Here is a 26,085-nt window from a genome sequence, read left to right as displayed (position 1 = left end):
CCATGCGAGGACGACCCCCGAGCTCGGCACCGAGCGTCACGACCATGGCATCCGCGGAGCGGCCGTGACGGACCCGCGCGTCGAGGGCCGCTCATGCTGGTGCGGGCGCGGCGAGCTGGCGCCGTACTCCGAGACCTACCGGCTGTGCCGCGGCTGCAAGACCCTGGTCGCGACGCGCATCTCGGCCGGGCAGACGCGGGTCAGCGACGAGGAGAAGGATCTCTACGGCCTCAACTACTTCGTCGACCACGCCCGCGCGCTCGGGCATCCGGACGTCTTCCAGCGCACCCGCCTCGACCTCTCCGAGCGGTGCGTCTACTGGCTCGAGGCGCTCCTCCGGCGCCGGCCCCCGCCGGCCCGCACCCTCGAGCTCGGGGCGGCGAGCGGCGCGTTCGTCGCGCTGCTCGCGACGGCGGGGTACGACGCCACCGGCCTCGACCTCAGCCCGGCGGTGACGGAGCTCGCCCGGACGACCTTCGACGTCCCGATCCTCACCGGGCCCCTGGAGGAGCAGCGGCTCGCGCCGGGCAGCCTGGACGTCCTGATCCTGATGGACGTCCTCGAGCACCTCCCGGACCCCGAGCGCACGCTCGCGGAGGCGGCCCGGGTGCTGAGGCCGGACGGGCTGCTCCTCGTGCAGACGCCGCGGTTCGAGCCGGACCTGTCGTTCGAACAGATGCGGGAGAGGCAGCCCGCGTTCGTCGACCAGCTCAAGCCGGACGAGCACCTGTTCCTGCTGAGCCGCGAGTCGGCGACCGAGCTCATGGCGAGGGCCGGCTTCGCGCACGTGCTCTTCGAGCCGGCGATCTTCTCCGAGTACGACATGTTCTTCGTGGCGTCGCGCGCGCCGATCCCGGAGGTGCCGGAGGACGCCTGGCGCGGGGCGCTGCGGCGCTCCCGCCCCGGTCGCGTCGTGGAGGCGCTCGTCGACGCGTTCGACGCGGCCCACACGCAGGCCCCCTCGACGCCCGATCACGTCGTGCTCGCGCGGAAGCTCGAGGCGGCGCAGCAGGAGCGGGATTTCTGGAAGCGGTACGCCGGCGAGATCGACGCCGACCGGAACTCGTGGGTCGGGCACGCGAAGCACTGGAAGGCCCGCGCCGAGGCGCTCGCGCCGCTCGAGCCCGAGGTCCTCGCGCTCCGCTGGATCGCGGCGCACCCGGCCGTCCTGACCGCGGCGAGACCGGCGGCGACCCCCGGAGACCTGCCGCTCGTGTCGATCGTCACCCCGACGCTCAACCAGGGCCGGACCATCCGGGAGACGCTCGAGTCCGTGGCGGCCCAGACGTACCCGCGCATCGAGCACATCGTGGTGGACGGCGCCTCCACGGACGAGACGCTGCGGATCCTGGAGAGCGCGCCCGGGGTGAGATGGATCAGCGAGAAGGACCGCGGCCAGGCGGACGCCATCAACAAGGGCCTCCGGATGGCGAAGGGCGAGATCGTCGCCTACGTCAACTCCGACGACCTGCTCTACCCGGACGCCGTGTCGATCGCGGTCGAGGCGTTCCTCGCGGAGCCAGACGTCGACTTCCTCTACGGTGACGGCACCGTGATCGACGAGGGCGGGAAGCCGCTCTGGGAGTGGCTGTCGCGGCCGGAGGACTGGCGGCTCCTCACCGGGTACTTCTTCCTCTGGAACGACTTCACGAACTGGATCATGCAGCCCGCGTCGTTCTGGCGGCGGTCGCTCGGCGAGCGCGTCGGGCTCTTCGACGAGGGGTTCCACTTCGCGATGGACGTGGAGTTCTGGATCCGCGTGGGGAGCTCCGGCGCTCGGATGAAGCACGTCCCGCAGCGGCTCGCGAAGTTCCGCATGGCCGACGGGACGAAGACGCTCTCGTCGCCGACGGCGTTCTGGGCCGATCACCTCGAGCTGTTCCGTCGTCACCACGGCGCCGCGCACATGAGGCGCTACGTGGAGCAGTACCTGTTCCAGGAGATGGCGAAGACGGGCTGCACGATCGACGAGGCGCGCGCGCGGTACGAGCGCATCGCCGCGAAGCGGTGGAGCGGGATCCCGGAGGGCGCCGCGCTCCTCGAGCTCGGGACCGCCGCGGTCCCGGGCGCGCTCGTGCGGCTCGCCGACGACGCGTGGAACACGGGCGATGCACGGCGCGCCCGCGCGGTGTTCCGGGAAGCGCTGGCGCGATCCCGGTCCGCGCTCCTCCACCCGCGCGCGCTGGTGCTCCTCGCGAAGCTCCTCTCCGGCCCGCTCGCGCCCCGCGTGCGGCGGCTCTGGTCGCGGGGGATCGAGCGCTACCGCGATCGCAGGTACCAGTACCGCTACCGGGAGGCCGCGCGCCGCGAGGCGCTCGAGGCCTAGGGGCCTCCGCGCCGGGCGCGCTCCCCGCCACGGGCGACGCGCTCGTACACGGCCGCCGTGCCCTGCGCCATCCGCTCGACGGTGAACAGCGCGGCCCGCGGCCGGAGCGTCGCCCGGAGCCGGGCGCGCAGCCCCGCGTCCTTCCACATCCGCCGCAGCGCGGCCGCGATGTCCTCGACGCTCTCGGGATCGAACATGAGGCCCTCGTCCCCGATGACCTCGGGCAGGCTCGTCGCGCGCGCGCACGCGACCGGGCAGCCCGCCGCCATCGCCTCCACGACCGGGATGCCGAAGCCCTCGAACAGCGACGGGAACATCATGAACTCGGCGCGGCCCAGCAGCAGCCGGATCCGCTCGCGCGGCACGTATCCCAGGCTGATGACCTGGTCCTGCAGCCGGAGGCGCTCGATCTCGCCGCGGATCGGCGCGGCGTCCGCCGCGTCCATGCCGGTGAGGACGAGCGGCAGATCGAAGCCGTCCGACGCCCTCAGGCGCGCCATCGCCTGGAGCAGGCGGGCGTGGTTCTTGTGCGGCCAGAATGCCGCCGGGTAGTAGAAGAACCGCGGGGGGAGCCCTTCCCCTCCGTCCGTCCCGGGGTCGACGGGCGCAGAGACGTCGTCCCCGACGGCGGTGTGCACCGTCGTGATCTTCTCCGGCGGGACGCCGTACCTCTCGACCAGGCTCCTCGCGGTGTACCCGGAGATGGCGATGAGGTGCGCCGCCTTGCGCGCCGCCGGCCGGTAGTTCTCCGCGCGCCACTCGAGCTCGGCCGCCGTGAAGAACTCCGGGTGATACTCCTGCTGGAGGTCGTGGAACGTCACGACGGTACGGCCCGGGTAACCGATCGGCACGATGAAGTTCTGCGGGAAGTGGAGCACGTCGAGGCGCGCGCCCTTCATGAGGGCGTTCAGGCCGCGGGCGTAGGCCCAGAAGATCATGCCCGGGACGAGACGATCCGCCGCCTTCACGAGCCGCGGGATGTGCACGCCGACGAAGACGAGCTCGCACCGCTCCGAGCGGAGGTCCTCGAAGAGCGGCGCGGTGAGGTAGTTCACGAAGAGGACGTACCGCTGCCCGTTGTCGAGCCGGCAGAGGCCGCGGACGAGCGTCTCGACGTAGGTCTGGACGCCGCCGCTCTTTCCCGGGACGAACTGCGTGAGGTTGATCCCGACCCTCACCGCGGCGCGCCTCCGCGGAGCACGTCGCGGCACGTCGCCACGATGCCCGCCGACAGCGCGGCTTCCCCGAGCTGCTCGAGGAGCTTCGGGTCGTTCCAGGGCGCGAGCGACAGGCGCCCGAGGGCCTTGAAGGCGCGGCGCCAGCGGTTGCGCCGGTGCCACGCGAGCATGCCGTCGAGGCGGTCCGCCGTGAGGGCGCCGCGCTTGCTCTCCACGTCCACGAGGCTGATGCCCTCGCGGTAGCAGCGCGTCAGGTAGAAGCGGCGCTTCATCCGCGCGCGCGGCACGCGATGGTGCACCACCGCGTCCGGCTGGTAGAAGATCCGGAACCCGGCGCCGAGCGCGTTCCACGCGAAGAGCGAGTCCTCCCCGGAGATCGGCCGCCCGGGCCGCGGGCCGGCCTGCTCGTCGAACCCGCCGAGCCGCTCGACGACCGCGCGGCGAACGACGAGGTTGCCGGTCATCGGCAGGCTGCCCTCCGGGAAGGGCGAGAGCGGCTTGCCGGGGTCGAAGACGCCGACGAGGTAGGCGCGGGATTCGGGGAACCACGGCGGGCGCGGCCCCTCCCAAAGCGGCAGGATCTTGCCGCCGACGAGGTCGGCGTCGGTCGTCTCGAACGCCCTCACCATCGCCTCGATCCAGGTCGGCTCCGGGACCGCGTCGTCCTCGGTGAAGGCGACGAGCGATCCCTTCGACGCCCGGAGGCCGAGGTTCCGCGCGAGGCTGACGCCCGCGACGGCACTGTGCAGGTAGCGATAGGCGAAGCCGCGCGGCGTCCGCGCCGCGACGATCTCTCGCGTCCGTTCGTCCGGGCTCTGGTCGACCGTGATCACCTCGAGCGGCGCGTAGGTCTGCCGCTCCAGCCCGTCGAGGCAGGAAGGCAGGACGTCCGCGCGGCGGTACGTCGGGATGATGACCGTCACACTCGGCTTCATGCGTTCGAGCCCCCCGCTCTCGCCGGCGTTGATCTCCGCGCGGCGACGAGCGAAGGTTACTCGATGAGTGCGCGTTTGCTAAGCACGTGCGCACGCCTCCGATGAGAATCGCCTTCTGCGGCCACTCCCACCACCGGACGACCGGCTCGTCGGAGTTCCTCCGCGACCTGCTTCGCGCGCGGGCCGACCTCGTCGACTTCTGGTTCGAGGGGTGGTTGACGGGCCGGCCGTTCGACGCGGCGCCGCTCGCGTCAGGCGACTTCGACGCGGTGGTCGTCTGGCAGGTGGAGCCGGTCGCCCGCGACCTCGCGGCGGCGGGGGCCCGGAACGTCACCTTCTTCCCGATGTACGACGGCTGCCACGCGAAGCCCGACTCGTTCTGGCGCTCCCTCGACGGCATCAAGGTCGTGTGCTTCAGCAGCACCCTGCACGCCCGGGTGCAGCGGCTCGGCGCCCGCAGCCGGCTCGCGCGCTACGCCCCGGACCCCTCCCGGCTGGGCCGCGCGAGCCCCGGCCCGGAGCTGGCCGGCTGGTTCTGGCAGCGCCAGCAGGACGTGACCTGGGCGACGATCCGCCCGCTCCTCGGCGAGACGCGGTTCAGTCGATTCACGCTCCACCGGGCGCTGGATCCGTCCCACGGCGAGCTGGTCGCGCCGTCCGCCGCGGACGCCTCCCGCTACGCGCTCCGCGCGACGGACTGGTTCGCCACGCGGGAGGAGGCGCTCGCCGACCTCCGCCGGCACAACGTCTACTTCGCGCCGCGGCTCCGGGAAGGCATCGGGTTGTCGTTCCTCGAGGCCCTCGCGATGGGGTTCCTCGTGGTGGCGCCGGATCACCCGACGATGAACGAGTACATCGTCTCGGGCGTGAACGGGCTGCTGTACGATCCCGCGGCCCCGGCGCCGCTCGACCTGTCCCGCCACATGGAGCTCGGCGAGCGGGCTCGCCGCTCCGCGGAGCACGCCTGGAGGAGGTGGGCGCGGTGCACGCCCGCGCTGCTCGACTTCATCGAGACGCCGACCGAGGACGTACCGCTCGTGGCGCCGCTCGACGCGTTCGACCCGCTCGCGCTCCCGCGGGCGCCGCGCGCGAGCGCGCCCGGCGCGACACGGACGCGCCGCGCCCCCCTGGCCGGCCCGGCCCCGGCCTCCGTCGAGGGCGGGCGCCGCCTCGTGCCCGGCGCGGGGGGCGAGCCCGAGCCGCTCGTCACCGTCGCCGTGGTGACGCGCGACGATGCGGCGATCCTGCCAGCGACCCTCGACAGCGTCCTGCACCAGGACCTCGCGCGCCGCGAGCTCGTCGTGCTCGACCGCGGCTCCCGGGACGGCACGCTGGAGCTGCTCCGCGCCCGCGGCGACGCGATCGATCTCTGGCGCAGCCTCCCGGACGACGGCGCCTGGGCTGCGCGGAACGCCGCCGCGGCGGCGGCCCGCGGCCGGTGGGTGCTCTTCCTCGACGCGGGCGACGGGCTCGCGGCGAGCGACGCCCTCTCCCGCGCGGTCGAGGACGCGCCCGCCGACGCGGACGCGATCATCGGCCACCACGTCGAGCGCCACGCCTGCGGCGGCGAGGAGCTGCGCCTCGCCCGCGATCTCGCGGAGTGCTGGTCGCTGCTCGGCGCGGGCCGTACCGACCTCCGCTGGCTCCTCGGCGTCCCCGCGCGCCAGGCGACGCTCCTCCGCACGGAGTGGCTCCGCGCGAACCCGTACCGTTCGGACCTCGGGTCCGCGGCGCACGACGAGGTCCTCGACCGGCTCGCGGCCTCGGGCGCGCGGGTGCACCATGCGCTCTCCCTGGTGGCGGTCCGAGCCGACGCGGCGTCGCGCCGGGATCGCGCGCGGAGCCTCGCGGACCGGCGCCGCGTCGCGCTGGCGGGCTCCGCGCGGCCGGACGCGGTCGCCGCGGGGTTCGCCGGGATCCGCGCCGAGCTGGCGCGCGAGGAGCTCCCGCGGCTCGGGACGGCGGCGGTGCTGCTCCGCCTCGGCCGCGTCCCGGGCGCGCGGAAGGAGCTCAGCGCGCGGCTGAGGCGGTTCCGGGCCGGGCGTCGCCGCGTGTAAGATGCGCTCCCGCCCTCCCGTCATGCGCACCTCCATCGTCGTCCTCACCTATGAGCGTCCCGACGCGCTCGCCCTCGCGCTCCGCGGCCTCGCCCGGCAGAGCGTGGCGCCGGACGAGGTGATCATCACGGACGACGGCTCGTCCCCGGCGACCCGCGCCTGCGTCGTGCGCGAGGCGCGCGGGTTCCCCTGCCCCGTCGTGTTCCTCACGCACGACCGCGGCGGCCCCCGGATGTCCCGCGCCCGGAACCGCGGGATCGCCGCGGCGCGGGGCGACTACGTGATCTTCCTGGACGGCGACCAGGTGCCGTCCCGCCACTTCGTCGCCGACCACCGCGCCTTCGCGCGCCCCGGCACCTTCGTCCAGGGCTCGCGCGCGCTCGCGTCCGCGGAGACCACCGCGCGGCTCCTCGCCGGCGGCGACCTCGACGTGTCCCCCCTCGAGCCGGGGCTGGGCCGGCGGCGCCACGCACTGCGGGCGCCGGCGCTCTGGTGGCTCTTCGCGCGTCGCCACCGCAGCCGGCGCGGCCTCAAGAGCTGCAACTTCGCCTTCTGGCGCGACGACCTCGTCCGGCTGAACGGCTTCGACGAGGAGATGACCGGCTGGGGGCTCGAGGACGGCGAGCTCGCCCAGCGCGGGTACCACCTCGGCCTCTGGCGCCGCGACCTGCGCCTCGGCGGCGGGGTGCTCCACCTCTGGCACGGGCCGCCGGGCGTCCTCCGGGACGACAACCCGAACTGGCTGATCTACGACGCCACGATCGCGTCGCGCCGCGTCCGCTGCACACGCGGGCTCGACGCCCACCTCGCCGAGCTCGCCGGGCCGCTGCCGGACCTCCGCGAGGAGGCCGATCAGGCCGCCTCGCCGCGCTGACGCGCCTCCCCCTCGAAGATCCGCCACAGGCGCGCGTACTCGCCGCCGCGATCGAGCAGCTCGTCGTGGCGGCCGATCTCGGCGATGCGGCCGTCCACGAGCACGACGATCTTGTCGGCGTGCCGGATCGTCGAGAGCCGGTGGGCGATGACGAGCGTGGTGCGGTGCCGGCCGCCCTCGAGCTCCATGAGCGCCTCGAGCGCGCGCTGCACCTCGCGCTCGCTCTCGGCGTCGAGGGCGCTCGTCGCCTCGTCGAGGACGAGGATGGGGGCATCCTTGAGGAACGCGCGAGCGATGGCGATGCGCTGGCGCTGCCCGCCGGAGAGGAGCACCGCGCGCTCGCCGACCCGGGTGTCGTAGCCCTGGGGCAGCTGCGAGATGAACTCGTGCGCCTGCGCCATGCGCGCGGCCCGCTCCACCTCCTCCTGCGAGAGCTCGGGGCGGCCGTAGGCGATGTTCGCGCGGACCGTGTCGTTGAAGAGCACCGTCTCCTGCGTCACGATGGCGAGCTGCGACCTCAGGCTCGCCAGGGTCGCGTCGCGGACGTTCATGCCGTCGATGGTGATCCGGCCGGAGGTCGGGTCCCAGAAGCGCGGGAGCAGGTTGGAGATGGTGGTCTTGCCGCCGCCCGACGGGCCGACGAGCGCGACCACCTCGCCCTTCGCGATGGTGAGGTCGAGGTCCTGCAGCACCGGGCGGTCGCCGTACGAGAAGCCGACGCCCTCGAACCGGATCGCCTCGCGGAACGGCGGGAGCTCCGCCTTGCCGTCGTCGCGGACCGAGGACTCCGCGTCGAGGATCTCGAAGACGCGGGCGCCGGACGCGGCGCCGATCATCGCGAGCTGCCCGACGCGCCCGAGCTGCTTGACCGGCTGGTACAGCAGGAGCACCGCGGCGACGAACGAGAAGAACTTCCCGGCGTCGAGCTGCCCGCCGAGGATCTTGCCGCCCACCCACCAGATCGTGAAGGCCATGCCCGCGGCGGCCATCACCTCCATGAGCGGCGACGAGAACGCGCGGAGCGCGGTGATCCGCCGCTCGAAGCGCATCAGGTTGCTGTTGGCCTTCGCGAACCGCTGCTGCTCCCAGCGCTCCATCCCGAAGGCCTGCACCACCCGGATCCCGGCCAGCGCCTCGAGCGCGATCTCCGAGATGAGGCCGAGACTCGCCATGGAGTCGCCGGTCGAGGTGCGCATCCGCTTCGCGATCCGGACCACCGGGAAGAGCGTGAGCGGCACCGCGCCGAACACCATGATCGAGAGCTTCCAGTCGAGGAGGAAGCAGTTCGCGAGCATCACGATGACGGTGATGCCGTCGCGCAGGTACGTGGACACCGCGTCCGTCACCGCGAGCTGCACCATCTGGACGTCGGTGGAGAACCGCGAGAGCAGGTCGCCGGAGTGGTGCCGGGAGTGGAACGCCGGCGGGAGCCCCACGAGGCGGTTGAAGAGCGCGCGGCGGAGGTCGGCGACCATCCGCTGCGAGATGACGCCCATGAGGAAGAACTGGCCGAAGTAGGCGAGCCCCTTCACGAGCGCGACGCCGAAGATGACGAACGGCAGGATCGCGAGGAGCTGGTGCCGGTCCACCGTCGCGAGCTTCCCCGCGAGGTCGAACCGCTGCGGCAGCATCCGCGCGACGGTCTGCATCGACGAGGTGCGGCCGGTGAAGAGGAAGTCGAGCGCCGGGCCGAGCAGGTTCACGTACGCGGACGTCGCGCTCGCGAGCACGATCATGCAGAGCAGCGCGACGACGAAGTGCCAGCGGTACGGCCAGCCGAAGCGGAAGAGGCGGAGGTAGGTTTTCACGCGGGGGTCCCATTTACCGCGACGGCGGCGGCGGCGCGAGATCCGCCGGCGCCGGGGCGCGCCAGGGGCGCGGCGCGGCCTGGCCACGCTTGTAGGCCCATCGCGCGATCTTCTTCAAGACGACGACCCCGGGCACGAGCCGGCGCGGCCGGAGCCGCCGGGTGGCGGCGCGACGGTACGCGGCCGGATCGACCGGCGGGGCCGGAGCGAGCACGTCCGGCGCCGCGCACGCCTCCGAGGGCACGTCGCGCAGCTCGGGGTGCTTCTCCCACAGGAGCGGATCGGCCTCCCCGTAGCGCCGGAACTGCCGCGCGAAGGCCGGCAGGCCGCGGAGCGTGCTCGGGTACGCGAAGTCGTGGCGGACGACCGCCGCCGTGGCGAGCCCGATCGTGCCCAGGGCGCGGAGCCGGTGGCTGAAGTCGAAGTCCTCGCCCGCCGCGCTCGGGAACCGCTCGTCGAACCGGACCCGGGCGAGGGCCCCGGCACGGACGGCCATGTTGCAGGTGTTCGCGTACAGGAGCGTCGCGTGCCCCGGGACGATCCACCGCCCATTCAGGGACCCCGCGAAGTCGTGGTAGCGGTCGAGCAACGTCCGACCGAGCGCGCACGTCACCCCGCCGGCGGCGACGTGCCCGCTCGAGTCCAGGAAGGCCGCCATCGCTTGGCACCAACCCGGATCGGGTACGCAGTCGACGTCCGTGAAGAGCACGACCGTCGCCCCGAGCTCGAGGGCGCGGGCGACCCCGCGGTTGCGCGCGGCGGCCGGCCCGGCGTTCCGTTGTCTCAGGATCTCGGCGCGCTCGGGGAGGGTCGGAAACGCGAGCGGACTGCCGTCGTCGATCACGACGAGGCGGCTCACACCGGGCTGCGACAGAACGGCACTGGCGCACCTGGCGAGCTGGTCGGGCTCGTGCGGACGCGACAGGAAGGCCGGGATCACGACGATGTACATATTGCGGGTTCCCCTGGGTCTCTCAGTGTACCCGCAGCCACGCAGGGGCGCCGAGGCGACAGGCGCTTGCAAGAACGCGCCCTCTCGGGATAAGCCTCGACGGGCTCGGGGGGAAGGACATGCGTCTCGGCGGCTTCGTCATACACAGCAGCAACGCCTTTACGCTGCGTCGCTGTCTCGATTCCCTCGCGGCCGTCTGCGACGATCTGGTCGCGGTGGACACCGGGTCGACGGACGGGTCTGCCCGGCTGGCGGCGGGCCGCGGGTTCCGCGTCCTGCACCGGAAATGGGAAGGATATGGCGCCGCCCGCGCCGAGGCCGTGGCCGCGCTCGGCGACTGCGACTGGATCCTCTTCCTCGACTCGGACGAGTGGCTGGAGCCAGAGGCGCTCGAAGCGATCCGCCGCTTCAAGTCGAATCCCCCGGACGCACCGTGCGTCGAGGTCACCCGGCACGACTGGGCGGAGCTCGACGGCCGGCGGTTCCTCTACCGGAGCGAGCACCACGTCCGGCTCGTGCGCCGCGACCACGCCCGCTGGGACCGGTCCATGATCGTCCACGAGGCGCTGCCTCCGGCGCGCACGGTCTCGATCGGCGCGTCCGTCGAGCACCTCTTCGCGACGTCGATCGACGGGATGCGGAGCAAGGTGGACCGGTACGCGCTCCTCTGGGCGCTGCGGCACTACCGCGAGGGCCGCCGCGCGAAGTGGCCGCCGGCGCAGTGGGTGGCCCATCTGTTCCGCGAGCTCGTGCTCAAGGGCGCGCTGATGTGCGCGCGCCCGGAGGCATGGCGCCTCGCGGTGACGATCTCCGGGTATCACGCCCGGAAGTACCAGCTCCTCCGCGAGGTCGCGGATGGACGCCACGACCGCCTCCTCAAGCTGCTCGAGACGGGCCGGCTCGTCGAGCTGTTCGAGGCGCTGCCCGGCGCGCCCTCCGTCGGGCGCGAGGCGCTCGAGCCGCGGTACGAGCCGGCCGCCCCCGAGGCGGACGAGGCGCTCGAGCCGCGGTACGAGGCCAGCGCGGGAGCGTTCGAGGGGAAGTGACGCGAGGCCGGCGCCGGCCGCGGTCGCCTCGTCGGCCGCGCTGGCCGACCCGGCCGCGCTGGCTCCGGTGGCCGCGCCGCCTCCGTTGGCCCGCGCTGCCGCGCGCCGCATGGATCGCGCTCGCCCTCGCCGTGCTCCTCGCCGCGGACGTCGCGTACCAGCTCGCGCGAAAGCCCACGGAGCTCCTGGGCCTCGTCGCGGCGCCCCGGCCGAAGGCGCCGGACGCGACGTGGGCGGAGTACGGCGCCCTCTTCGACGCCCACTCGACGGCCCTCGTCCGGCCGGAGCTGCTCGCCGCCCTCGCGCAGGCCGAGAGCGCCGGCGATCCGCTGGCGCGGACGTACTGGCGCTGGCAGTGGAGCTGGAACCCGCTCGACTTCTACGCGCCGGCGTCGAGCGCCGTCGGTCTCCTGCAGATCACCGACGGGACGTTCGAGCAAGCGCGCCGGCTCTGCATCCACGGCCACGAGGTAGCGCGCGACGGGCCGTGGTCCGACCCGCGGACGTGCTGGTTCAACGGGCTCTACTTCCGGACGCTGCCGGGCGACGCGATCGAGATGACCGCGGCAATGCTCCACCTCGCGATCGAGCGGATCCTCGCGGAGCAGCGGGTCGCGCGCGCGAGCCCGGACCAGGTCGACCGGCTCGCGGCGGTGATCCACCTGTGCGGCCCGGAGCGCGGCGCCGCATACGCCCGGCGCGGCTTCCGCGCGGTTCCCGGCGAGCGCTGCGGCGATCACGACCTCGCGGAGTACGTCGGGCGCGTCGAGGGGTTCGCGCGGACGTTCGGGCGGATGAGGATGCGGGCGGAGCGGTGAGCGACTCGCCCTAGAACGCGTGCACGAACAGCCCGCTCCGCAGCTTCGGCTCGAACCACGTGCTCTTCGGCGGCATGAGCTTGCCCGCGTCGGAGACCGCGATGAGCTGCTCGATGCGGGTCGGGAACAGGTGGAGCGCGAGCGACCAGCCCTCCTCCTTCACCCGGCGCTCGAGCTCGGCCGCGCCGCGGATGCCGCCCACGAAGTCCACGTCCTTCGACGTGCGCGGGTCCTGGATGCCGAAGAGCGGCGCGAGGAGCTGGTCCTGCGCGATGGAGCAGTCGAGCGCGGCGACGGGATCCTTCGCCTCGAAGCTGCCGGGGCGCACGCGGGCGCGCCACCAGCGGCCGCCGAGGTAGACGCCGAACGAGAGCGGCGCGTCCGGGCGCGGCTCGCTCGCCGGCTCGACGTCCATGACGGCGCGCAGCGCCGCGAGCAGCTCGTCCGGCGAGCGGCCGCGCGGATCGCGGACGAGGCGGTTGTACGCGAGGATCTGCATCTGGTCGTGGGGGAACACGACCGCGAGGAAGACGCCGTGCTCCCCGGGCTGGCCGCGCCGCTTCGCGTGGACGCGGGACGCCGCCGCCGAGCGGTGGTGCCCGTCCGCCACGTAGAGCGCCGGCACGGCGCGGAAGAGCGCCTCGATGCGCGCGCCGATGGCCGGCGGGACGACCCAGAGCTGGTGGCCCACGCCGTCCGGCGTCACGAGGTCGTACTCCGGCGCGGCCCGCTTCACGTCCTCGACCGCGCGATCGATCTCCGCGACGGCGCGGTAGGTGAGGAACACGGGCTCGTCGTGCGCGGACAGCGTGTCGATGTGCCGGACGCGATCGTCCTCCTTGTCGGCGCGCGTCTTCTCGTGCTTCTTGATGACGTCCCGGTCGTACTCGTCGACGGACGCGCACGCGACCAGGCCGGTCTGCCGGTGCTCTCCCATCCGCTGTGCGTAGACGTACAGGCGCGGCTCCGCCTCCTGGCGCAGCACGCCGCGGCGGACGAGCTCGGCGAGGTTCTCGGCGCCCTTCGCGTACACGGGATCCGAGTGCTCGTCGGTCCCCTCGGCGAGGTCGATCTCCGGCCGCGAGACCCGCAGGAAGCTGTCCGCGTTCCCCTTCGCGAGCGCCCGCGCCTCCTTCGTGGAGACCACGTCGTAGGGGGGCGACGCCACCTTGCCGGCCAGGCCGGCGGGCGGACGAAGGGCGCGGAAAGGGACGACCGTGGCCATCGCGTGTGCCTCCGAAGCTCCGGCGCGCTCGCCGGGGCGCTTCTTCTAGCAGAACGCGATCAGCCCCACAGCTTCTCTTCGCGGTGCTTCAGGACGCGGCCGCAGACGCAGCAGACCGCGATGCGGCCTCCGGCAGCGGCGCGGCGTCCGTCGGCGTACGTGTGCTGGCAACCATCGAGCAGCCGCGCCTCCTCCGCGCGCAGCGCCGCGAGCGCGGCCTCGTGCTTCTCGATGTCGGCCCGCAGCTCGTCCCGGCGAGCGAGGATCTCGGCCTGCGTCACGGCGCACCTCCGGAGGTTCGCCCCTCCCGCCGGTCAGTGTACTTGATCCGGCGCCTCTGTCTCGACCCCGGCCCGGACGGCCGTGGTAAGAACGACCGCCGACCGCCCCCGGAGAACCCATGAGAAAGGCCGCCCTGGCCGTCGCCCTCGCCCTCGGTCTGCCCGCCGCCGCGCCCGCGAAGCCGGCCGCGGCGCGCGCGGACGCGATGACGCCCGAGGAGAAGGCGTTCTGCGCGAGCGAGCTCGAGGTCGTCGAGAAGCGGACGCGGGTCTTCCAGGCGCAGGGGCTCGGGGCGGCGGAGATCGACCGCCGGAACGAGGGCCCTCGCCAGAACCTCGCCGACTGCCGCCGCCGGTTCCAGTCCGATCAGCGCCGGATCGCGGAGGAGCAGGAGGATCTCGCCGAGGTCGACCGCCGCGCCGGCCCGACCGCGACCGAGGTGGAGCGGGAGCGCGTCTGGAGGCAGCTCCGGCGCGAGCGGCTGGCCGGGAAGAGCCCCGCGTCGCTCACCCCCGAGGAGAAGGCCGAGCTCCAGGCCGGCGTGCAGGAGGAGCTCGCCGCGACGCACCAGACCCTCGACACCGTCCACGCGCGCGACCCGTTCTTCATGCGCCAGGTCCACTCCGCCCTCGCGTGCTACCACGGCGATCGGCGCGAGGATCTCCGCGCGGCGCTGAGCCACGAGGAGAGCCTCGTGAAGGTCGGGACGGGTGACAGGACCCGGCTCTACGCGCTCCGCGCCGACCTGAAGCAGTCCGAGGAGGTGCTCGCGCGGAGCCGCGAGGCTGCGCGCACGCTCCCCGACGGGCTCGCGCGCTGCTCCGAGCCGCAGACCGCGGTCCTCGCCCACTGCCTCGGCATCCGCTTCGAGGGCAAGAAGAACGAGCCGGCGTGCGAGTCGGAGCAGATCCAGCAGTACATCCGCTTCATCAAGTAGGTCCGCCCTCCCCCCGCGCGCCGGGCCGCGCAAGGTTTGCAGCAGCGGGGATTTTCGCCGCGTACCTTGCGCGTGTGACACGAAGATGTCACACGTCCGCCCACCCGAGCGAGCGGCTGTTCCCCGCGGAATATTGGGACCTTAGCCGATTTTTTACACTCTGGGCACGTGCATTGCTCTGACGCACGCCCTCTCGCTTCGTCCGCCGCCCGGCCGAACGACCGACCGCGTCCTGCTGCGGCCGGCCGTTCGCCGGAGAACCCGGAGACCCGATGCCCAGGAAGCTCCCGACGTTCGTTCTCGCCGCCGCGCTCCTCGGTGCCGTCGTGTCCTGCGACGCGGCCCGCCCCGTCGCCGGCTCGACCGATCCCACCACCGCGTCCGGCACGGACTGCACCCACTGCCACGGCGACCCGAACCGCGCCGACGCGAGCGCGCTCGTCCGCGCGGCGCCGCCCGTCTCGGTGGACGGCAGCGACGGCGGCGCCCACCTGGCGCACCTCCGCGGCGGTGCGCTGCGCGGCCCCGTCGACTGCGCCGAGTGCCACGTCGTGCCGACGAGCACGCGCCACTTCGACGGCAAGATCGATCTCTCCTTCGGCCCCCTCGCGCGGAGCGGCGGCGCCCAGCCCGTCTTCGCCGGCGGCTCCTGCGCGAGCGTCTACTGCCACGGCGCGACGCTGAGCGCCGGGGGCAGCAACATCGCGCCCGTGTGGACGGCGGGCGCGTCGCAGGCGGCGTGCGGCACGTGCCACGGCGCGCCGCCTCCCGCGCCGCACACGACCAGCACCGCGTGCGAGAGCTGCCACACCGGCTACACCGCGACCTCCGTCAACCTCGCGACCCACATCAACGGGACCATCGAAGTCGCGGGGGCGGCCTGCACGAGCTGCCACGGCGACGCGACCCGCGCCTCGAACTCGGCCGCCCCGCCCCTCGGCACGAAGGGCGAGACCGCGACCACCACCCGCGCCGTCGGCGCGCACCAGGTCCACCTGAACGGGAACGCCCTCGGAAACGCGGTCGCCTGCACCGAGTGCCACACGGTCCCCACGTCCACGAGCCACTCGAACGGCGTCGTCGACATGACCTGGGGCACGCTGTCGAAGACCGACGGCGCCGTCCCGACCTGGACCGGCACGACCTGCGCGAACTACTGCCACGGCTCGAACCTGAACGCCGGCGGCACGAACACCACGCCGAGCTGGACCGGCGGATCGGCGCAGGCCGCCTGTGGCACCTGCCACGACGCGCCGCCCCCTCCCCCGCACACGACGAGCATCGACTGCGGCAGCTGCCACGCGGGCTACACCGCGACGACGGTGAACCTCGCGACGCACATCAACGGCACCATCGAGGCATCGAGCGCGCACCCGGCGGGCTGGTCGGCGAAGGAGCAGCACGGCTACACCGTCAACAGGCAGGGGCTCTCGACCTGCAAGATCTGCCACGGCACGAACCTCGACGGCGTCGGCGGCACCGGCCCGAGCTGCGCGTCTTGCCACCAGAGCGCTGGCATCACGAGCTGGCAGACGAGCTGCACGTTCTGCCACGGGAACCGGACCTCCAGCGCGGCGAACCCGCCAGTCGACACGCAGGGCGGCACCGCGGCGACGAACGTCTCGGTCGGCGTGCACGCGGCCCACGTCGGGACCACGATCACCGCCCCGATCGGCTGCGTCCAGTGCCACCCCGACCGCACGGGCTCGAACGTGATCACCGACGCCGCCCACATCGACGGCGACGGCGTCGCCGAGGTGGTCTTCGGCGCGCTCGCGAAGACCGGCGGCGTCACCCCGGTCTACTCGCGGGCGAGCGCGACGTCCGCGACCTGCTCGTCGACGTACTGCCACGGCAACTTCTTCGGCGGCGCGACGACCGCCGTGCCGAGCTGGACGTCCACCACGCAGGCGACCTGCACGACCTGCCACGGCGCACCGCCGTCGGTCGGCGCGCAGGGCCACCACTCGTTCCGCGCCTGCAGCGACTGCCACGTGAGCTACACGAGCACCTCGGTGAACGTGTCGCTCCACATGAACGGCACGCCGGACGTGGGCAACCGGATCACGAGCTACAGCACCACGACGCACACCTGCACCAATAGCTGCCACGGTAACGAGACCTGGCGGTGACCGGCCGCCCGGCCCCGGGGGTCCTCCCCCCCGGGGCCGGCGCCGCGATCCCTCGGCATGCGGGTCGGTGGGAGCGGGGCAGCCCCGGCGAGCCGCGCCCGGCTTGATCACGGACAAGCTCCGCGCGCGCGGACGGGGGCATTCTGCCCCGGAATCGCCCGGCGTTCCGGGCGCCTGCATCGTCCTGCCGAGGAGCCGAGGACTCTCGACCATGCGCACCCACCGAATCGCATCACTCGCGGTCATGCTGGCCGCCGCCCTGACGGGCTGCAACTCCGCGCGTCCGCTCGCGGAAGGCACCGCCAGCAACTGCACCGGCTGCCACGGCGGCAAGGACAACTCGACCGGCGCGCCGCCCTACGACCGGAACGGCCTCGACAAGACCCCCGCCGTCGGCGCGCACACGACTCACCTCGACGACGGCGTGACCTGCGACTCCTGCCACGTCGTGCCCGAGAACGTGAACTCGCCCGGCCACATCACCGGCGGCCCGGCGACGGTGACGTTCGGCCCCGCGGCCAAGCTGAACGGCGCGAGCCCGCAGTACGACCACGCCACCCATGCCTGCTCCGGCACGTACTGCCACGGCGCGACGCTCCACGACGGCGCGAAGACGACCGTCGGCTGGAGCGACATCGGGCAGGTGGACTGCACCTCCTGCCACGGCTACCCGCCGGTCAGCGTGGCGCCGCACTCGTCGGCGACGCTGGTCTGCCACTCCTGCCACGCCGACACCGTCGACGCGAACGAGACGCCGATCCCGGGCGGCAAGCACATGAACGGCACCGTGGACGTGAACGGCCACCCCGCGAACTGGGTCACGGTGAACGCGAACAACGTGATGATCCACGGCCTCGCCGCGGACTATCACGACCCGGCGTACCCGAACGGCCTGAACGACTGCCGGACGTGCCACGGCACGAACCTCGACGGCGGCATCGCGAACGTCTCCTGCGACAAGTGCCACACGAACGCGACCGCCGCCTGGCGGACGGACTGCACGTTCTGCCACGGCACGTCGACGCGCAGCCAGAACCCCGCAGCGCCGCCCGTGGACACGCAGGGGAACACCACGCCGGCGAGCCTCGGCGTGGGCGCCCACCAGACGCACCTCTTCGGCCGGACGGAGAACCCGATCTCCGACGGCGTGCTCTGCACGGACTGCCACACGGTCCCGACGGACATCTCCCACGTGAACGGCCAGGTGCAGCTCGCCCTGAAGCAGCCGGGGACCGCGAACGCCATCGGCGCGTTCGACCCGAACACCGGGAACTGCTCGAACGTGTACTGCCATGGCAACTTCCGGAACGGGAAGGCGCAGGCGTCCACGACGACGCCCAACGTGCCGGTCTGGACGGCGACGTCGGGCCAGAACGCGTGCGACACCTGCCACTCGGCGCAGACGACGAACCCGACCGACGGTCACGTGGTGACGGCGCACCTGAACCTCGGGTGCAGCTCGTGCCACGGGACGGGGTACGGCACGCCCCTGCAGGACAACACGCCCGCGCAGCCGACCCTCGTGAACCCGACACTGCACGTGAACGGCACCGTGAACACCGAGACCGCGCAGTCGAACTTCGGGTACAGCACGACGGCGCACACCTGCTCGCAGGGGTGCCACGCCGCCGACGCGGCGCACACCTGGTTCTAGCGACCCGCACCGCCTGAAGACGTGAGGAGGCCGGGGGTCCGCCCCCCGGCCTCTTCTCTTTTTCGGGGATCCGCGCGCGGCGGCGTCAGCGGGCCCGCGGGGAGCCGAGCTGCACGAGCGGCCCCACGTCCCGCCGGAGCCGCGGCTCCCGGGCGCCGCGCTCGCGGAGCGCCCGGTACGCCGCCGCGAGCGCGTCGCGCGCCGCCGCGACCCGCGCCTCGTCGGAGGCTCCGATCCAGCCGGTGATGGCCTCCAGCTCGAGGCCGAACCGTCGGAGCACGGCGAGCCGGATCGGGGCGAGGGCCGCCGCGTCGAACGGCACGTCGAGCGCCGCGAAGTAGTCCTCGGCCTCGGTCAGCCCGTGCAGATCGTCGAGCCGCATGACGCCTCCCCGGCAGTCTCCGCCGACGTCGGCCGCGGCGTGCGCTCGCCGCGCGCGACCTCGGCCGCGAACCTCGCGAACCACGCGAGCGCCGCCTCCTCGATGAACGCGTGGGCGTGCTCGCTCACCGCCTCGATCCCCGCGGCGGCGAGCTTCTCGCGCGGGCACCGGCCCACCTTCGCGACCAGCACCGCGGTGCAGTCCGAGAGCGCCGCCAGCGCACCCTCGAGCGCGTCGTCCTCGCCCTCCCCCCCGACGCAGTACGCGTCCACGCGCCGGAGGCCGACGAGGCGGGCGCCGGCGCGTGACACGTCGTAGACCTGGAACGAAGGCGCGTGCCCGAAGTGCTCGTTCACGCGCCCTTCCCCGCGCGTGGCGACCGCGACGCGCGCCCGGAGATCGGCCGGGACGCTCGCGACCGCGCGGAGCCGCTCGGCGCGGGCCCCGGCTGCGCGATCGCGGAGGCGCTCGACGGCGGCGCGGTGGGCGGCGCGCACCTCGGCCGCGTCCTGGGCCGGTCCGGGCGGGAGGCGCGCGAGCGTGAACTCCTGGCTGCGATCCTGGCCGAGGAGGCCCACCGCGTCCGCCCGGCACTGCCGGCAGTGGCGCATCACGCGCGCGTCGCCCTCGCACGCGCGCTGCACCGCCTCGAGCTCCTCCGCCGTCGGACCGCGCTGGCCGGTGAGGCCGTAGTGCGTGCCGTGCGCGGGGTCGCTGATGAGCGGCATCACGTTGTGCACGAACGCGCCGAGGCCGCGGACGGCGCGGTTCACCTCGACGAGGTGGCGGTCGTTCACGCCGGGGACCAGCACCGAGTTCACCTTCACGAGCATCCCCGCCGCGACGGCCCGGCGGACACCCTCGAGCTGGCGCCCCGACAGCACCTCGGCCGCGGCGCGCCCCTCCAGCCGCCGCCCGCCGTGGACGATCCACGGGTGGATCCGCGCGCCGACCTCGGGGTCGACCATGTTGATCGTGACCGTCACGTGGTCCACCCCGGCCGCCCGGAGCTCGTCCACGTGGTCCGGCAGCGCGAGGCCGTTCGTCGAGACGCAGAGCCGGAGGTCCGGCGCGGCGGCGCGCACGAGGGCGAGGGTGCGGAAGGTGCGCTCCGGGTTCGCGAGCGGGTCGCCCGGCCCCGCCACGCCCACGACGGCGAGCTGCGGGAGCTCGGCCGCGACCGCGAGCACCTTCCGCAGCGCCTCCTCGGGCGAGAGCCGCTCGGAGACGACGCCGGGACGGCTCTCGTTGGCGCAGTCGAACTTGCGGTTGCAGTAGTGGCACTGGACGTTGCACGCGGGCGCGACCGCGACGTGCATCCGCGCGAAGTGGTGGTGGGCCTCCTCGCTGTAGCAGGGGTGGTTCCGGAGCTTCTCCGCGATCGCCTCGGGCAGGACGGCGGGTGCCTCGCCGAGCCCGCACCCTCCGGAGAAGCGGCAGTTCGCGGCGGCCGGGACCTCGGGGGAGACGACGGGGAGCTTCACGGCGCACCTCTCGCGACGTCGGGGAACCGCTCGATGAGCTCGACGCCCTCGGCGACGAGCCGCTCGCCCGCCTCGGCGAGCGCCTCGACCGAGTCGAAGCCGAAGGCGATCACGTCGCGGAGCGTCCGGCTGAGCACGACGAGCCGGCCCGCGATCAGGACGACGCGGCCGAAGCCGTCGTGGTGCATGCGGAGCATCGGCTCGCAGTGCACGCCGGTGCGCCGCTCGATGGCGGCGCCGACCGCGGCGTGGAACACGTCGATGCGCCAGAACACCTCGGGGTCGGGCGCGCCGGAGAGGGGCGCCGCCCGACGCGACCGCGGGACGACGAGCGGCGCGAGGAGCTGGAAGTCGCTCTCGCCCTCCCCGCCATCGGCCTCGCGGAAGCGGCGCACCAGCTCGCCGAGGAATCCGCCCGCGTACGCGTCGCCGCCGGTCACGCCAATCATCGACCGCCCTCCGGGAGGTGCTGGCCGATGGCGGCCGGGTACGTGCTCGAGGACGTGGCGCTCATCGGCGGTCCCCGGACGGTGTTGCAGGGCGCGCGCCAGCGAGCGGGAGCGGAGCCCGCGCGGGGCGTTCGTTCCGCGTCGCCCGCGCGAACCATGGGAAACGCGCGATAGCCGGCGCGGATGCGGTGCCCGGCGCGGCCGCGGCGCGCGCCGCCGCTCGGGCGAGCGGCGGGCCGCGAGCACGGCGGACGGCCGCAGCGCCCGGAAACCGCGCGAGCCGTGAGCGCGGCGCGGGCAGCGCAGGCGCCCTTCGACTCCGCGGCGCTGCACGCCGCGACGCCCAGGGCGAATGGAAGGACGCCCCGCTCGGCGCGAGCGGGTTCCAGGGCGAGGCGACGGGCGAGCGGATTTCGAGGACGAGGCGGCGGGCGAGCGGGCGCGCGCCGGGAGGCGCCGTCGCCGCGCACGAGCGAAGACGCCCCGCCGCGCGGGGTTCACCCGCGGGCGAGGCGTTCGAAGAGGACGACGCCGGGACGCGCCTACGCGGCGACGGGCTCGAAGGAGAACGCCTCCTTCTTGCACGTGCGGCCACAGGCCTCGCACCCGATGCAGTCGTCGGGGTTCGCGACCGTCACGAACATCTTCGCGGACTCCTCCTCGTCGACCTCCTTCGGCTCCAGGACTCCGTGGGCGCAGATCTTCACGCACCGGCCACAGCCGATGCAGCGCTCGTCGTCCACCGACCGGACGAACTTCGGGGTCCATTCCTTCTTACCGCGGGTCAAACCCTGGATGTACGCCACAGTGCCTCCTTGCACGTTGCTCGCGCGCGCCGCGCGCGTCACTCTTCCGCGGCGGCCGCGACGCCGCCGTTCATCGCCCGACGCAGCCACGGGGGCGGGTTCCCCTTCAGGACCTCCTGGAGCCGCGCCACGAGGTCTCCGATCGGGACCTCCGCCTGCGTCTTCATCGGGTGGATCCGCCGCGAGACGAGCTTCGCCGCGGCGGGGCCGCCGATCTGCACCGTGTAGACGATGGCGCAGTCCGCGACGGCCGCCGCGCGGGCGGCGATCCGGTCCTCCTCGTCGGCGGCGCTCGTGATGGCGCTCACCTTCCCGACGAGCTCGGCGCGGTCCGGCCCCACCTCCCAGACGTAGAACGCGCTCGCCATCCCGAAGTGCTGGTCCACCGCCTCGCCGGTGCTGCTCGTGAATGCGATCTTCATGTCAGTTGTGCGCGAGCTTCTGCGCCTCCGTCGCGTTGGCCTGGAACAGGTTCGCCACCTCGAACACCAGGTTCATCGTGCCGCGGTACCCGACCCACACCTTCTGGTGCGCGCCGAGCCGGTCGAACACCGGCAGCCCCGTGCGAAGGTGAGCCTTCACCCCGGCCTTCGCCGCCGCCTGCCGCCCGTTCGAGTTCGCGACGAGGAGGTCCGCGCCGCGCGCGGCGTCCTCGAGGTCCTCGAGATCGCCCACCCGCACGTCCGCGCAGGGGAGCGCGTCGAGGCCGCGGGTGCGCGTCGCGGAGAGGAGCGTGGTGAGCTCGCAGCCCAGGCCCGCGAGGAACCGCGCCAGGCCCTTCAGGTGGTCCGCCTCGAGCGCGATGACGACCTTCTTCCGGCCGAGCTGGTAGTGGCTGTCGACCATCGCGTCGAGCAGGCGGCTCCGCCACCGCCGCAGCGCCTCCGGCGCGCGCTGGCCCGAGATGGCCTGGAGGACGGCGACGAGGTGGTCGACCTCGGCGAGGCCCGTCAGCGAGGTGAAGCCGTGCGCGGGGATCCCGAACGCCTCCTCCAGCCGCCGCGCGGCGCGGGCGAGGGAGTCGCCGACGTAGATCGTCGCGGCGCTCCGGCCCGCCCTCCGGAGCTCCTCGACGGGGATCCCGCCGGTCGAGAGGGGCGAGACCACGTCGTCGACGTGGCCGTCGAGCGCGCTCGAGACGTCCGGGATGGTGACGACGCGCAGCCCGAAGGACTCGACGAGCGTCTTCACCTCCTCGACGTCCGCCGGCGTCAGGTGGGCGCCGGGGAGCAGGTTCACCTGGTCGGGGATCCGTTCGCCGCCCTCCGCCAACGTCGAGACGATGGCCTCGACCGCGGCGGCGTAGCCCTCCTGCATCGACCCCGAGTAGTCGGGGGTCGACGCCCAGACCACCGGCGTCGCGGCGAGCTCCGGGTTCTCCTTCCGGAACTGCACGATCGCGCTCCGCACGTCGTCGCCCATGGTCTCGGTGAGGCCCGAGGTCATCACCCCGACGACGCCGGGCTCGAACTTCTCGACGACGCGCCGGAGGCCTCTCTTCAGATTCTCCCAGCCGCCGAAGATGGCCGTGTCCTCGCTCATCGCGGTGGAGTTGAGGGCGATGGACTCCTTGAAGTGCCGGGAGAGCTGGAGCCGGATGAACGTGGAGCAGCCCTGGGCGCCGTGCAGCAGCCCGAGCATCCGATCCACCCCCAGGTAAGCAAGCGTGGCGCCGAGCGCGGGCGAGTTCTTCTGCGGGTTCACGGTCGCGGCCTTGGTCGGGACCGGGACGCGGGAGGCGGAGAGGTCCTCCGCCTCGAGCGCGGCGCGGTGGCCGGCGGCGCGCGCCCGCTCGGCCTCCAGCGCCTCCGGGGCGAGCTCCCACGGCGCCGGAGCCTCGAGCGCGCGCCAGATCGGGTTGTTCACCGTGAGATCGAGCTGCCTCGCGAACGTGATCATCCCGTCGTAGCCAGCGTACGGGTGCGCGCGACCGTGGTTGATGTCGAGGAAGGGCGTGCGGGTCTTCAGGGCGAGGAACTTCGTCTTTCCGCCGGCGACGATGAGGTCCGGGACCTTCTCGCGCATGACCGCGAGGAGTCCGGCCGTCGAGGTGTCCTCGATGATCCCGGCGTCCCTGTGCATGAGGGACTTCATCCGGTGGAAGTCCTCGAGCGTGGAGTTCTGCGTGCCCGCCGCCAGGATCTCGACGCCCAGCTCCCGCAGGGCGTTCACCATCGACCAGGTCTTCACGCCGCCGGTGAAGAGGACCGCGCGCTTCCCCTCGAGGCGCGCCCGGTACGGCGCGATCGCGGCGCGGCAGCGCCGCTCCTCGTCGGCGACGAGGGCCTCCACCCGGTCGCGCATCACCGTGGAGCCGTCGCCCTTCGCCTCGTCCAGCGCCGCGGCCATGTCCCGGAGCGCCTTGGCGGTATCCGTCATCCCGTAGAACGACTCCTCGAGGTACGGGATGCCCCACCGCTTCCGCATCTTCTTCGCGAGGTTGGTGAGGCTCTTCGAGCAGATGATGACGCTCAGCCGCGCGCGGTGCGCGTACCGGAGGTCCTCGAAGCGCGCGTCGCCGCTCACGCAGGAGAGGACGCGGATCCCGAGCCGCTCGAACAGCGGCAGCATCCCCCAGAGGTCGCCGGCGATGTTGTACTCGCCGATGAGGTTCACGTCGTAGTCGGTGACGGTGGCGGGCTCGGCCGTCCCGATCACGTGATCGAGCAGGACCTCGCCGGCGAGCCGGTTTCCGATGTTCTTGTCGCCGATGAAGCCCGGCGTGTTCACCGGGATGACCGGGATCGGCACCTCGTCCGCGACCGAGCGGCACACCGCCTCGAGGTCGTCGCCGGTCATCGCCGTGACGCAGGTCGCGTAGACGAACATGGCCTTCGCCTGGCCGGCATAGCGCGCCGCGAGGTCGAGGATCGCCCGGCGGAGCTTCTTCTCGCCGCCGAAGACGACGTCGTTCTCCAGCATCTCGGTCGTGAAGCCGCGCCGGTAGAGCTGCGAGCCCGAGGACCGCGCGCCGCGGTTGTCCCAGGAGTTGCCGGCGCACGCGATGGGTCCGTGGACCAGGTGGATCGCGTCGGTGATCGGCATGAGCACGACGCGGGCGCCGTCGTAGGCGCAGCTCCGCTCGGTGCCCTCCCCGGGCTCCGACTTCTTGCAGAACTTGGGGGCGCCCTTCTCCTGGGTCTCGCACTCGGGAGCGTCGTACCAGTCCGGCCGCGCCATGACGGATCCTCGGGGCCCCGGCCGCGCGCCGCGCTCGCGGCGCGGGCCGGGCCTTTTCACGTCGGGTGACTACCGCATCATCTCGAAGAAGCGGTCCTCGCAGGTCTCGTCGCGGAGATCGATGAGCTTGTTGCAGATCTCCGTGACCATGTTGATGACGCCCTGGTAGCCGACCAGCGGGTACCGGTGCTTGTTCACCCGGTCGAAGATCGGGAACCCGAACCGGAAGAGCGGGATCTTCGCGTCGCGCGCGGCGAACTTGCCGTGCGTGTCGCCGATGAGCGCGTCGACCGGATCGGTCATGAGCAGCGACCGGAGGTGCCACAGGTCGCGGTTCATCCAGACCTGGGCGCCCTTGCCGTACGGGGACGACTCGAGGAGCGCCTGCAGCTCCTTGTCGAGCTTCTTCGAGCCCTTCGAGCAGACGACGTGCCAGGGCGTGGCGCCCATCTCGAGGAGGAACGACACGTAGCCGAGCAGCTGGTCCGGGTCGCCGTACACGGCGAACTTCTTGCCGTGCATGTACTGCTGCGCGTCGGTCATCGCGTCGATGGCGCGGCCGCGCTCGGCCTTCAGCACGTCCGGCACCGGCTTCTCGAACAGCTCCGCGAGCTTCAGGAGGAACGCGTCGGTCTTCGCGACGCCCATCGGGAGCGGGAGCGAGACGTGCTTCCCGGCGTAGGACTCCTTCACGAACGCAAAGGTCTTGCTCGTGGCGTACGGCCCGACGGAGATCGTCGCCTTCCCGTTGATGGAGTCGGCGGCCTCGGCGAGCGGCGTGCCGCCCGGGTAGAGCCGGTACGTGCCGTCGTTGGGCGAGTCGAACGACTCGGAGATGTCCGCGAGGATCGTGTACGGGATGTCGAACGCCTCGAGGATCCGCTTGTACTCGCGGTAGTCGCCGGTGTTGGCGTCGAAGCCCGGGAGGAGGTTCAGCTTCCCGGTGCAGCGCCCCTCCACCTTCTTCCCCTCGGTGAGGGTCTGGAGGATCGCGAGGACCATCGCGTCGTAGCCGGTGACGTGCGATCCGTTGAAGCTCGGCGTGTTCGCGAAGGGGAGCGGGAAGTCCTTCGGGACGTGCCCCTTCGCCCGCGCGTTCTTGAGGAACGCGGTGAGGTCGTCGCCGATGATCTCCGGCATGCACGAGGTGAAGATCGCCATCATCTTCGGCTTGTAGAGCGCGAGCGCGTTTTCGAGCCCCTCGTGCAGGTTGTTCTGCCCGCCGAAGACGGCGCCGTCCTCGGTCATCGAGTCGGAGACCGCCGGCGCCGGCTCGCGGAAGTGCCGGTTCAGCGTGGAGCGGTAGTACGACGCGCAGCCCTGCGAGCCGTGGACGAACGGCAGCGTCCCCTCGAAGCCGTGCGCGGCCAGCTCGGCGCCGAGGGGCTGGCAGGTGTGGGCCGGGTTGATGACCAGCGCCTGCCGGGCGAAGTTCTTCTCGCGGTACTCGGGGGAGTCGATCCACTTCGCGACCCGCGCCTCCTCCTCGCGCGGGGTCGTCGTCACCGGCTTCACGGTGAGTCCGAGATTGTTCGACATGCAGCGCTCCTGTCCGGGCAC

At 73.0% G+C, this 26,085-nt stretch carries 21 protein-coding genes; 8 read left to right on the top strand and 13 right to left on the bottom strand.

Features of this window, described 5'->3' with window-relative positions; all coding sequences use genetic code 11:
- Window positions 1-64 precede the first annotated feature (64 nt).
- Window positions 65-2,326, top strand: a complete 2,262-nt coding sequence (locus AMOR_RS24205) for a glycosyltransferase (protein ID WP_248354980.1) — start codon at window positions 65-67, stop codon at window positions 2,324-2,326.
- On the opposite strand, the gene AMOR_RS24200 is transcribed toward AMOR_RS24205, so the two are convergent.
- Both AMOR_RS24200 and AMOR_RS24195 read right to left on the bottom strand, forming a co-directional pair.
- Window positions 2,323-3,504, bottom strand: a complete 1,182-nt coding sequence (locus tag AMOR_RS24200; RefSeq protein ID WP_248354978.1) for a glycosyltransferase family 4 protein — start codon at window positions 3,502-3,504, stop codon at window positions 2,323-2,325. The genes AMOR_RS24205 and AMOR_RS24200 overlap by 4 nt on opposite strands.
- Window positions 3,501-4,439, bottom strand: coding sequence for a glycosyltransferase family 2 protein (locus AMOR_RS24195; RefSeq protein ID WP_248354976.1), 939 nt, complete (start codon window positions 4,437-4,439; stop codon window positions 3,501-3,503). The genes AMOR_RS24200 and AMOR_RS24195 overlap by 4 nt, the downstream gene beginning before the upstream one ends.
- Before the next feature lie 101 nt (window positions 4,440-4,540).
- Here AMOR_RS24195 and AMOR_RS24190 point away from each other — a divergent pair, with 101 nt between their 5' ends.
- Together AMOR_RS24190 and AMOR_RS24185 are read left to right on the top strand one after the other, a co-directional pair.
- The gene (locus tag AMOR_RS24190) at window positions 4,541-6,496 is read left to right on the top strand and encodes a glycosyltransferase (protein WP_263009830.1); all 1,956 of its coding nucleotides are present in this window, start codon (window positions 4,541-4,543) and stop codon (window positions 6,494-6,496) included.
- Window positions 6,497-6,518: 22 nt separating this feature from the next.
- Window positions 6,519-7,370, top strand: a complete 852-nt coding sequence (locus AMOR_RS24185) for a glycosyltransferase (RefSeq protein WP_248354974.1) — start codon at window positions 6,519-6,521, stop codon at window positions 7,368-7,370.
- Here AMOR_RS24185 and AMOR_RS24180 read toward each other — a convergent pair.
- Together AMOR_RS24180 and AMOR_RS24175 are read right to left on the bottom strand one after the other, a co-directional pair.
- Window positions 7,349-9,178: an ABC transporter ATP-binding protein gene (locus tag AMOR_RS24180; RefSeq protein ID WP_248354972.1), complete on the bottom strand. Its 1,830-nt coding sequence runs from the start codon at window positions 9,176-9,178 to the stop codon at window positions 7,349-7,351. The two genes, AMOR_RS24185 and AMOR_RS24180, sit on opposite strands and share 22 nt — an antisense overlap.
- 13 nt (window positions 9,179-9,191) lie before the next feature.
- Window positions 9,192-10,130 carry a glycosyltransferase family 2 protein gene (locus tag AMOR_RS24175; RefSeq protein ID WP_248354970.1) on the bottom strand — a complete coding sequence of 313 codons (939 nt, stop codon included), beginning with the start codon at window positions 10,128-10,130 and terminating at the stop codon, window positions 9,192-9,194.
- Window positions 10,131-10,249: 119 nt separating this feature from the next.
- Between AMOR_RS24175 and AMOR_RS24170 the strand changes: the two genes are divergently transcribed.
- Window positions 10,250-11,176, top strand: coding sequence for a glycosyltransferase family 2 protein (locus AMOR_RS24170; protein WP_248354968.1), 927 nt, complete (start codon window positions 10,250-10,252; stop codon window positions 11,174-11,176).
- Between the two features lie 131 nt (window positions 11,177-11,307).
- A complete protein-coding gene (locus AMOR_RS24165) occupies window positions 11,308-11,994 on the top strand; it encodes a transglycosylase SLT domain-containing protein (protein WP_248354966.1) in 687 nt (228 codons plus the stop codon).
- Between the two features lie 10 nt (window positions 11,995-12,004).
- Here the strand turns inward: AMOR_RS24165 and AMOR_RS24160 are convergent, their stop codons facing one another.
- Entirely contained in the window at window positions 12,005-13,219 is a 1,215-nt protein-coding gene (locus AMOR_RS24160; protein WP_248354964.1) for a DUF1015 domain-containing protein, read from the bottom strand.
- Window positions 13,220-13,278: 59 nt separating this feature from the next.
- The gene (locus AMOR_RS24155; protein WP_248354963.1) at window positions 13,279-13,500 is read right to left on the bottom strand and encodes a hypothetical protein; all 222 of its coding nucleotides are present in this window, start codon (window positions 13,498-13,500) and stop codon (window positions 13,279-13,281) included.
- A 119-nt stretch (window positions 13,501-13,619) separates the two neighbouring features.
- Here AMOR_RS24155 and AMOR_RS24150 point away from each other — a divergent pair, with 119 nt between their 5' ends.
- The 3 genes from AMOR_RS24150 (at window position 13,620) to AMOR_RS24140 (ending at window position 18,224) form a co-directional block, all read left to right on the top strand.
- Window positions 13,620-14,438, top strand: a complete 819-nt coding sequence (locus tag AMOR_RS24150) for a hypothetical protein (protein WP_248354961.1) — start codon at window positions 13,620-13,622, stop codon at window positions 14,436-14,438.
- 272 nt (window positions 14,439-14,710) lie between these two features.
- Window positions 14,711-16,570, top strand: coding sequence for a CxxxxCH/CxxCH domain c-type cytochrome (locus tag AMOR_RS24145; protein WP_248354959.1), 1,860 nt, complete (start codon window positions 14,711-14,713; stop codon window positions 16,568-16,570).
- 211 nt (window positions 16,571-16,781) lie between these two features.
- Entirely contained in the window at window positions 16,782-18,224 is a 1,443-nt protein-coding gene (locus AMOR_RS24140) for a CxxxxCH/CxxCH domain c-type cytochrome (RefSeq protein ID WP_248354957.1), read from the top strand.
- Between the two features lie 85 nt (window positions 18,225-18,309).
- Here AMOR_RS24140 and AMOR_RS24135 read toward each other — a convergent pair whose 3' ends face one another.
- From AMOR_RS24135 to nifK, 7 genes are all read right to left on the bottom strand, one after another.
- Window positions 18,310-18,606, bottom strand: coding sequence for a nitrogenase-stabilizing/protective protein NifW (locus tag AMOR_RS24135; protein WP_248354955.1), 297 nt, complete (start codon window positions 18,604-18,606; stop codon window positions 18,310-18,312).
- Complete coding sequence (gene nifB, locus AMOR_RS24130) at window positions 18,579-20,090, bottom strand: nitrogenase cofactor biosynthesis protein NifB (RefSeq protein WP_248354953.1); 1,512 nt, start codon at window positions 20,088-20,090, stop codon at window positions 18,579-18,581. The genes AMOR_RS24135 and nifB overlap by 28 nt, the downstream gene beginning before the upstream one ends.
- Window positions 20,087-20,539, bottom strand: coding sequence for a NifX-associated nitrogen fixation protein (locus AMOR_RS24125; protein WP_248354951.1), 453 nt, complete (start codon window positions 20,537-20,539; stop codon window positions 20,087-20,089). The genes nifB and AMOR_RS24125 overlap by 4 nt, the downstream gene beginning before the upstream one ends.
- A 542-nt stretch (window positions 20,540-21,081) precedes the next feature.
- On the bottom strand, window positions 21,082-21,327 hold the full coding sequence (gene fdxB, locus AMOR_RS24120) for a ferredoxin III, nif-specific (RefSeq protein ID WP_248354949.1): 246 nt from the start codon (window positions 21,325-21,327) through the stop codon (window positions 21,082-21,084).
- A 56-nt stretch (window positions 21,328-21,383) separates the two neighbouring features.
- Window positions 21,384-21,767, bottom strand: a complete 384-nt coding sequence (gene nifX, locus AMOR_RS24115; protein WP_248354948.1) for a nitrogen fixation protein NifX — start codon at window positions 21,765-21,767, stop codon at window positions 21,384-21,386.
- Window position 21,768: 1 nt separating this feature from the next.
- A complete protein-coding gene (locus tag AMOR_RS24110) occupies window positions 21,769-24,525 on the bottom strand; it encodes a bifunctional nitrogenase iron-molybdenum cofactor biosynthesis protein NifEN (protein ID WP_248354946.1) in 2,757 nt (918 codons plus the stop codon).
- Between the two features lie 69 nt (window positions 24,526-24,594).
- The gene (gene nifK, locus AMOR_RS24105) at window positions 24,595-26,064 is read right to left on the bottom strand and encodes a nitrogenase molybdenum-iron protein subunit beta (RefSeq protein WP_248354944.1); all 1,470 of its coding nucleotides are present in this window, start codon (window positions 26,062-26,064) and stop codon (window positions 24,595-24,597) included.
- Window positions 26,065-26,085 lie beyond the last annotated feature (21 nt).

This window comes from Anaeromyxobacter oryzae, from assembly GCF_023169945.1.
Classification (GTDB): domain Bacteria; phylum Myxococcota; class Myxococcia; order Myxococcales; family Anaeromyxobacteraceae; genus Anaeromyxobacter; species Anaeromyxobacter oryzae.
Note: the sequence above shows the minus strand (reverse complement) of the source record. Positions and strands in the feature narration are given on the sequence as shown.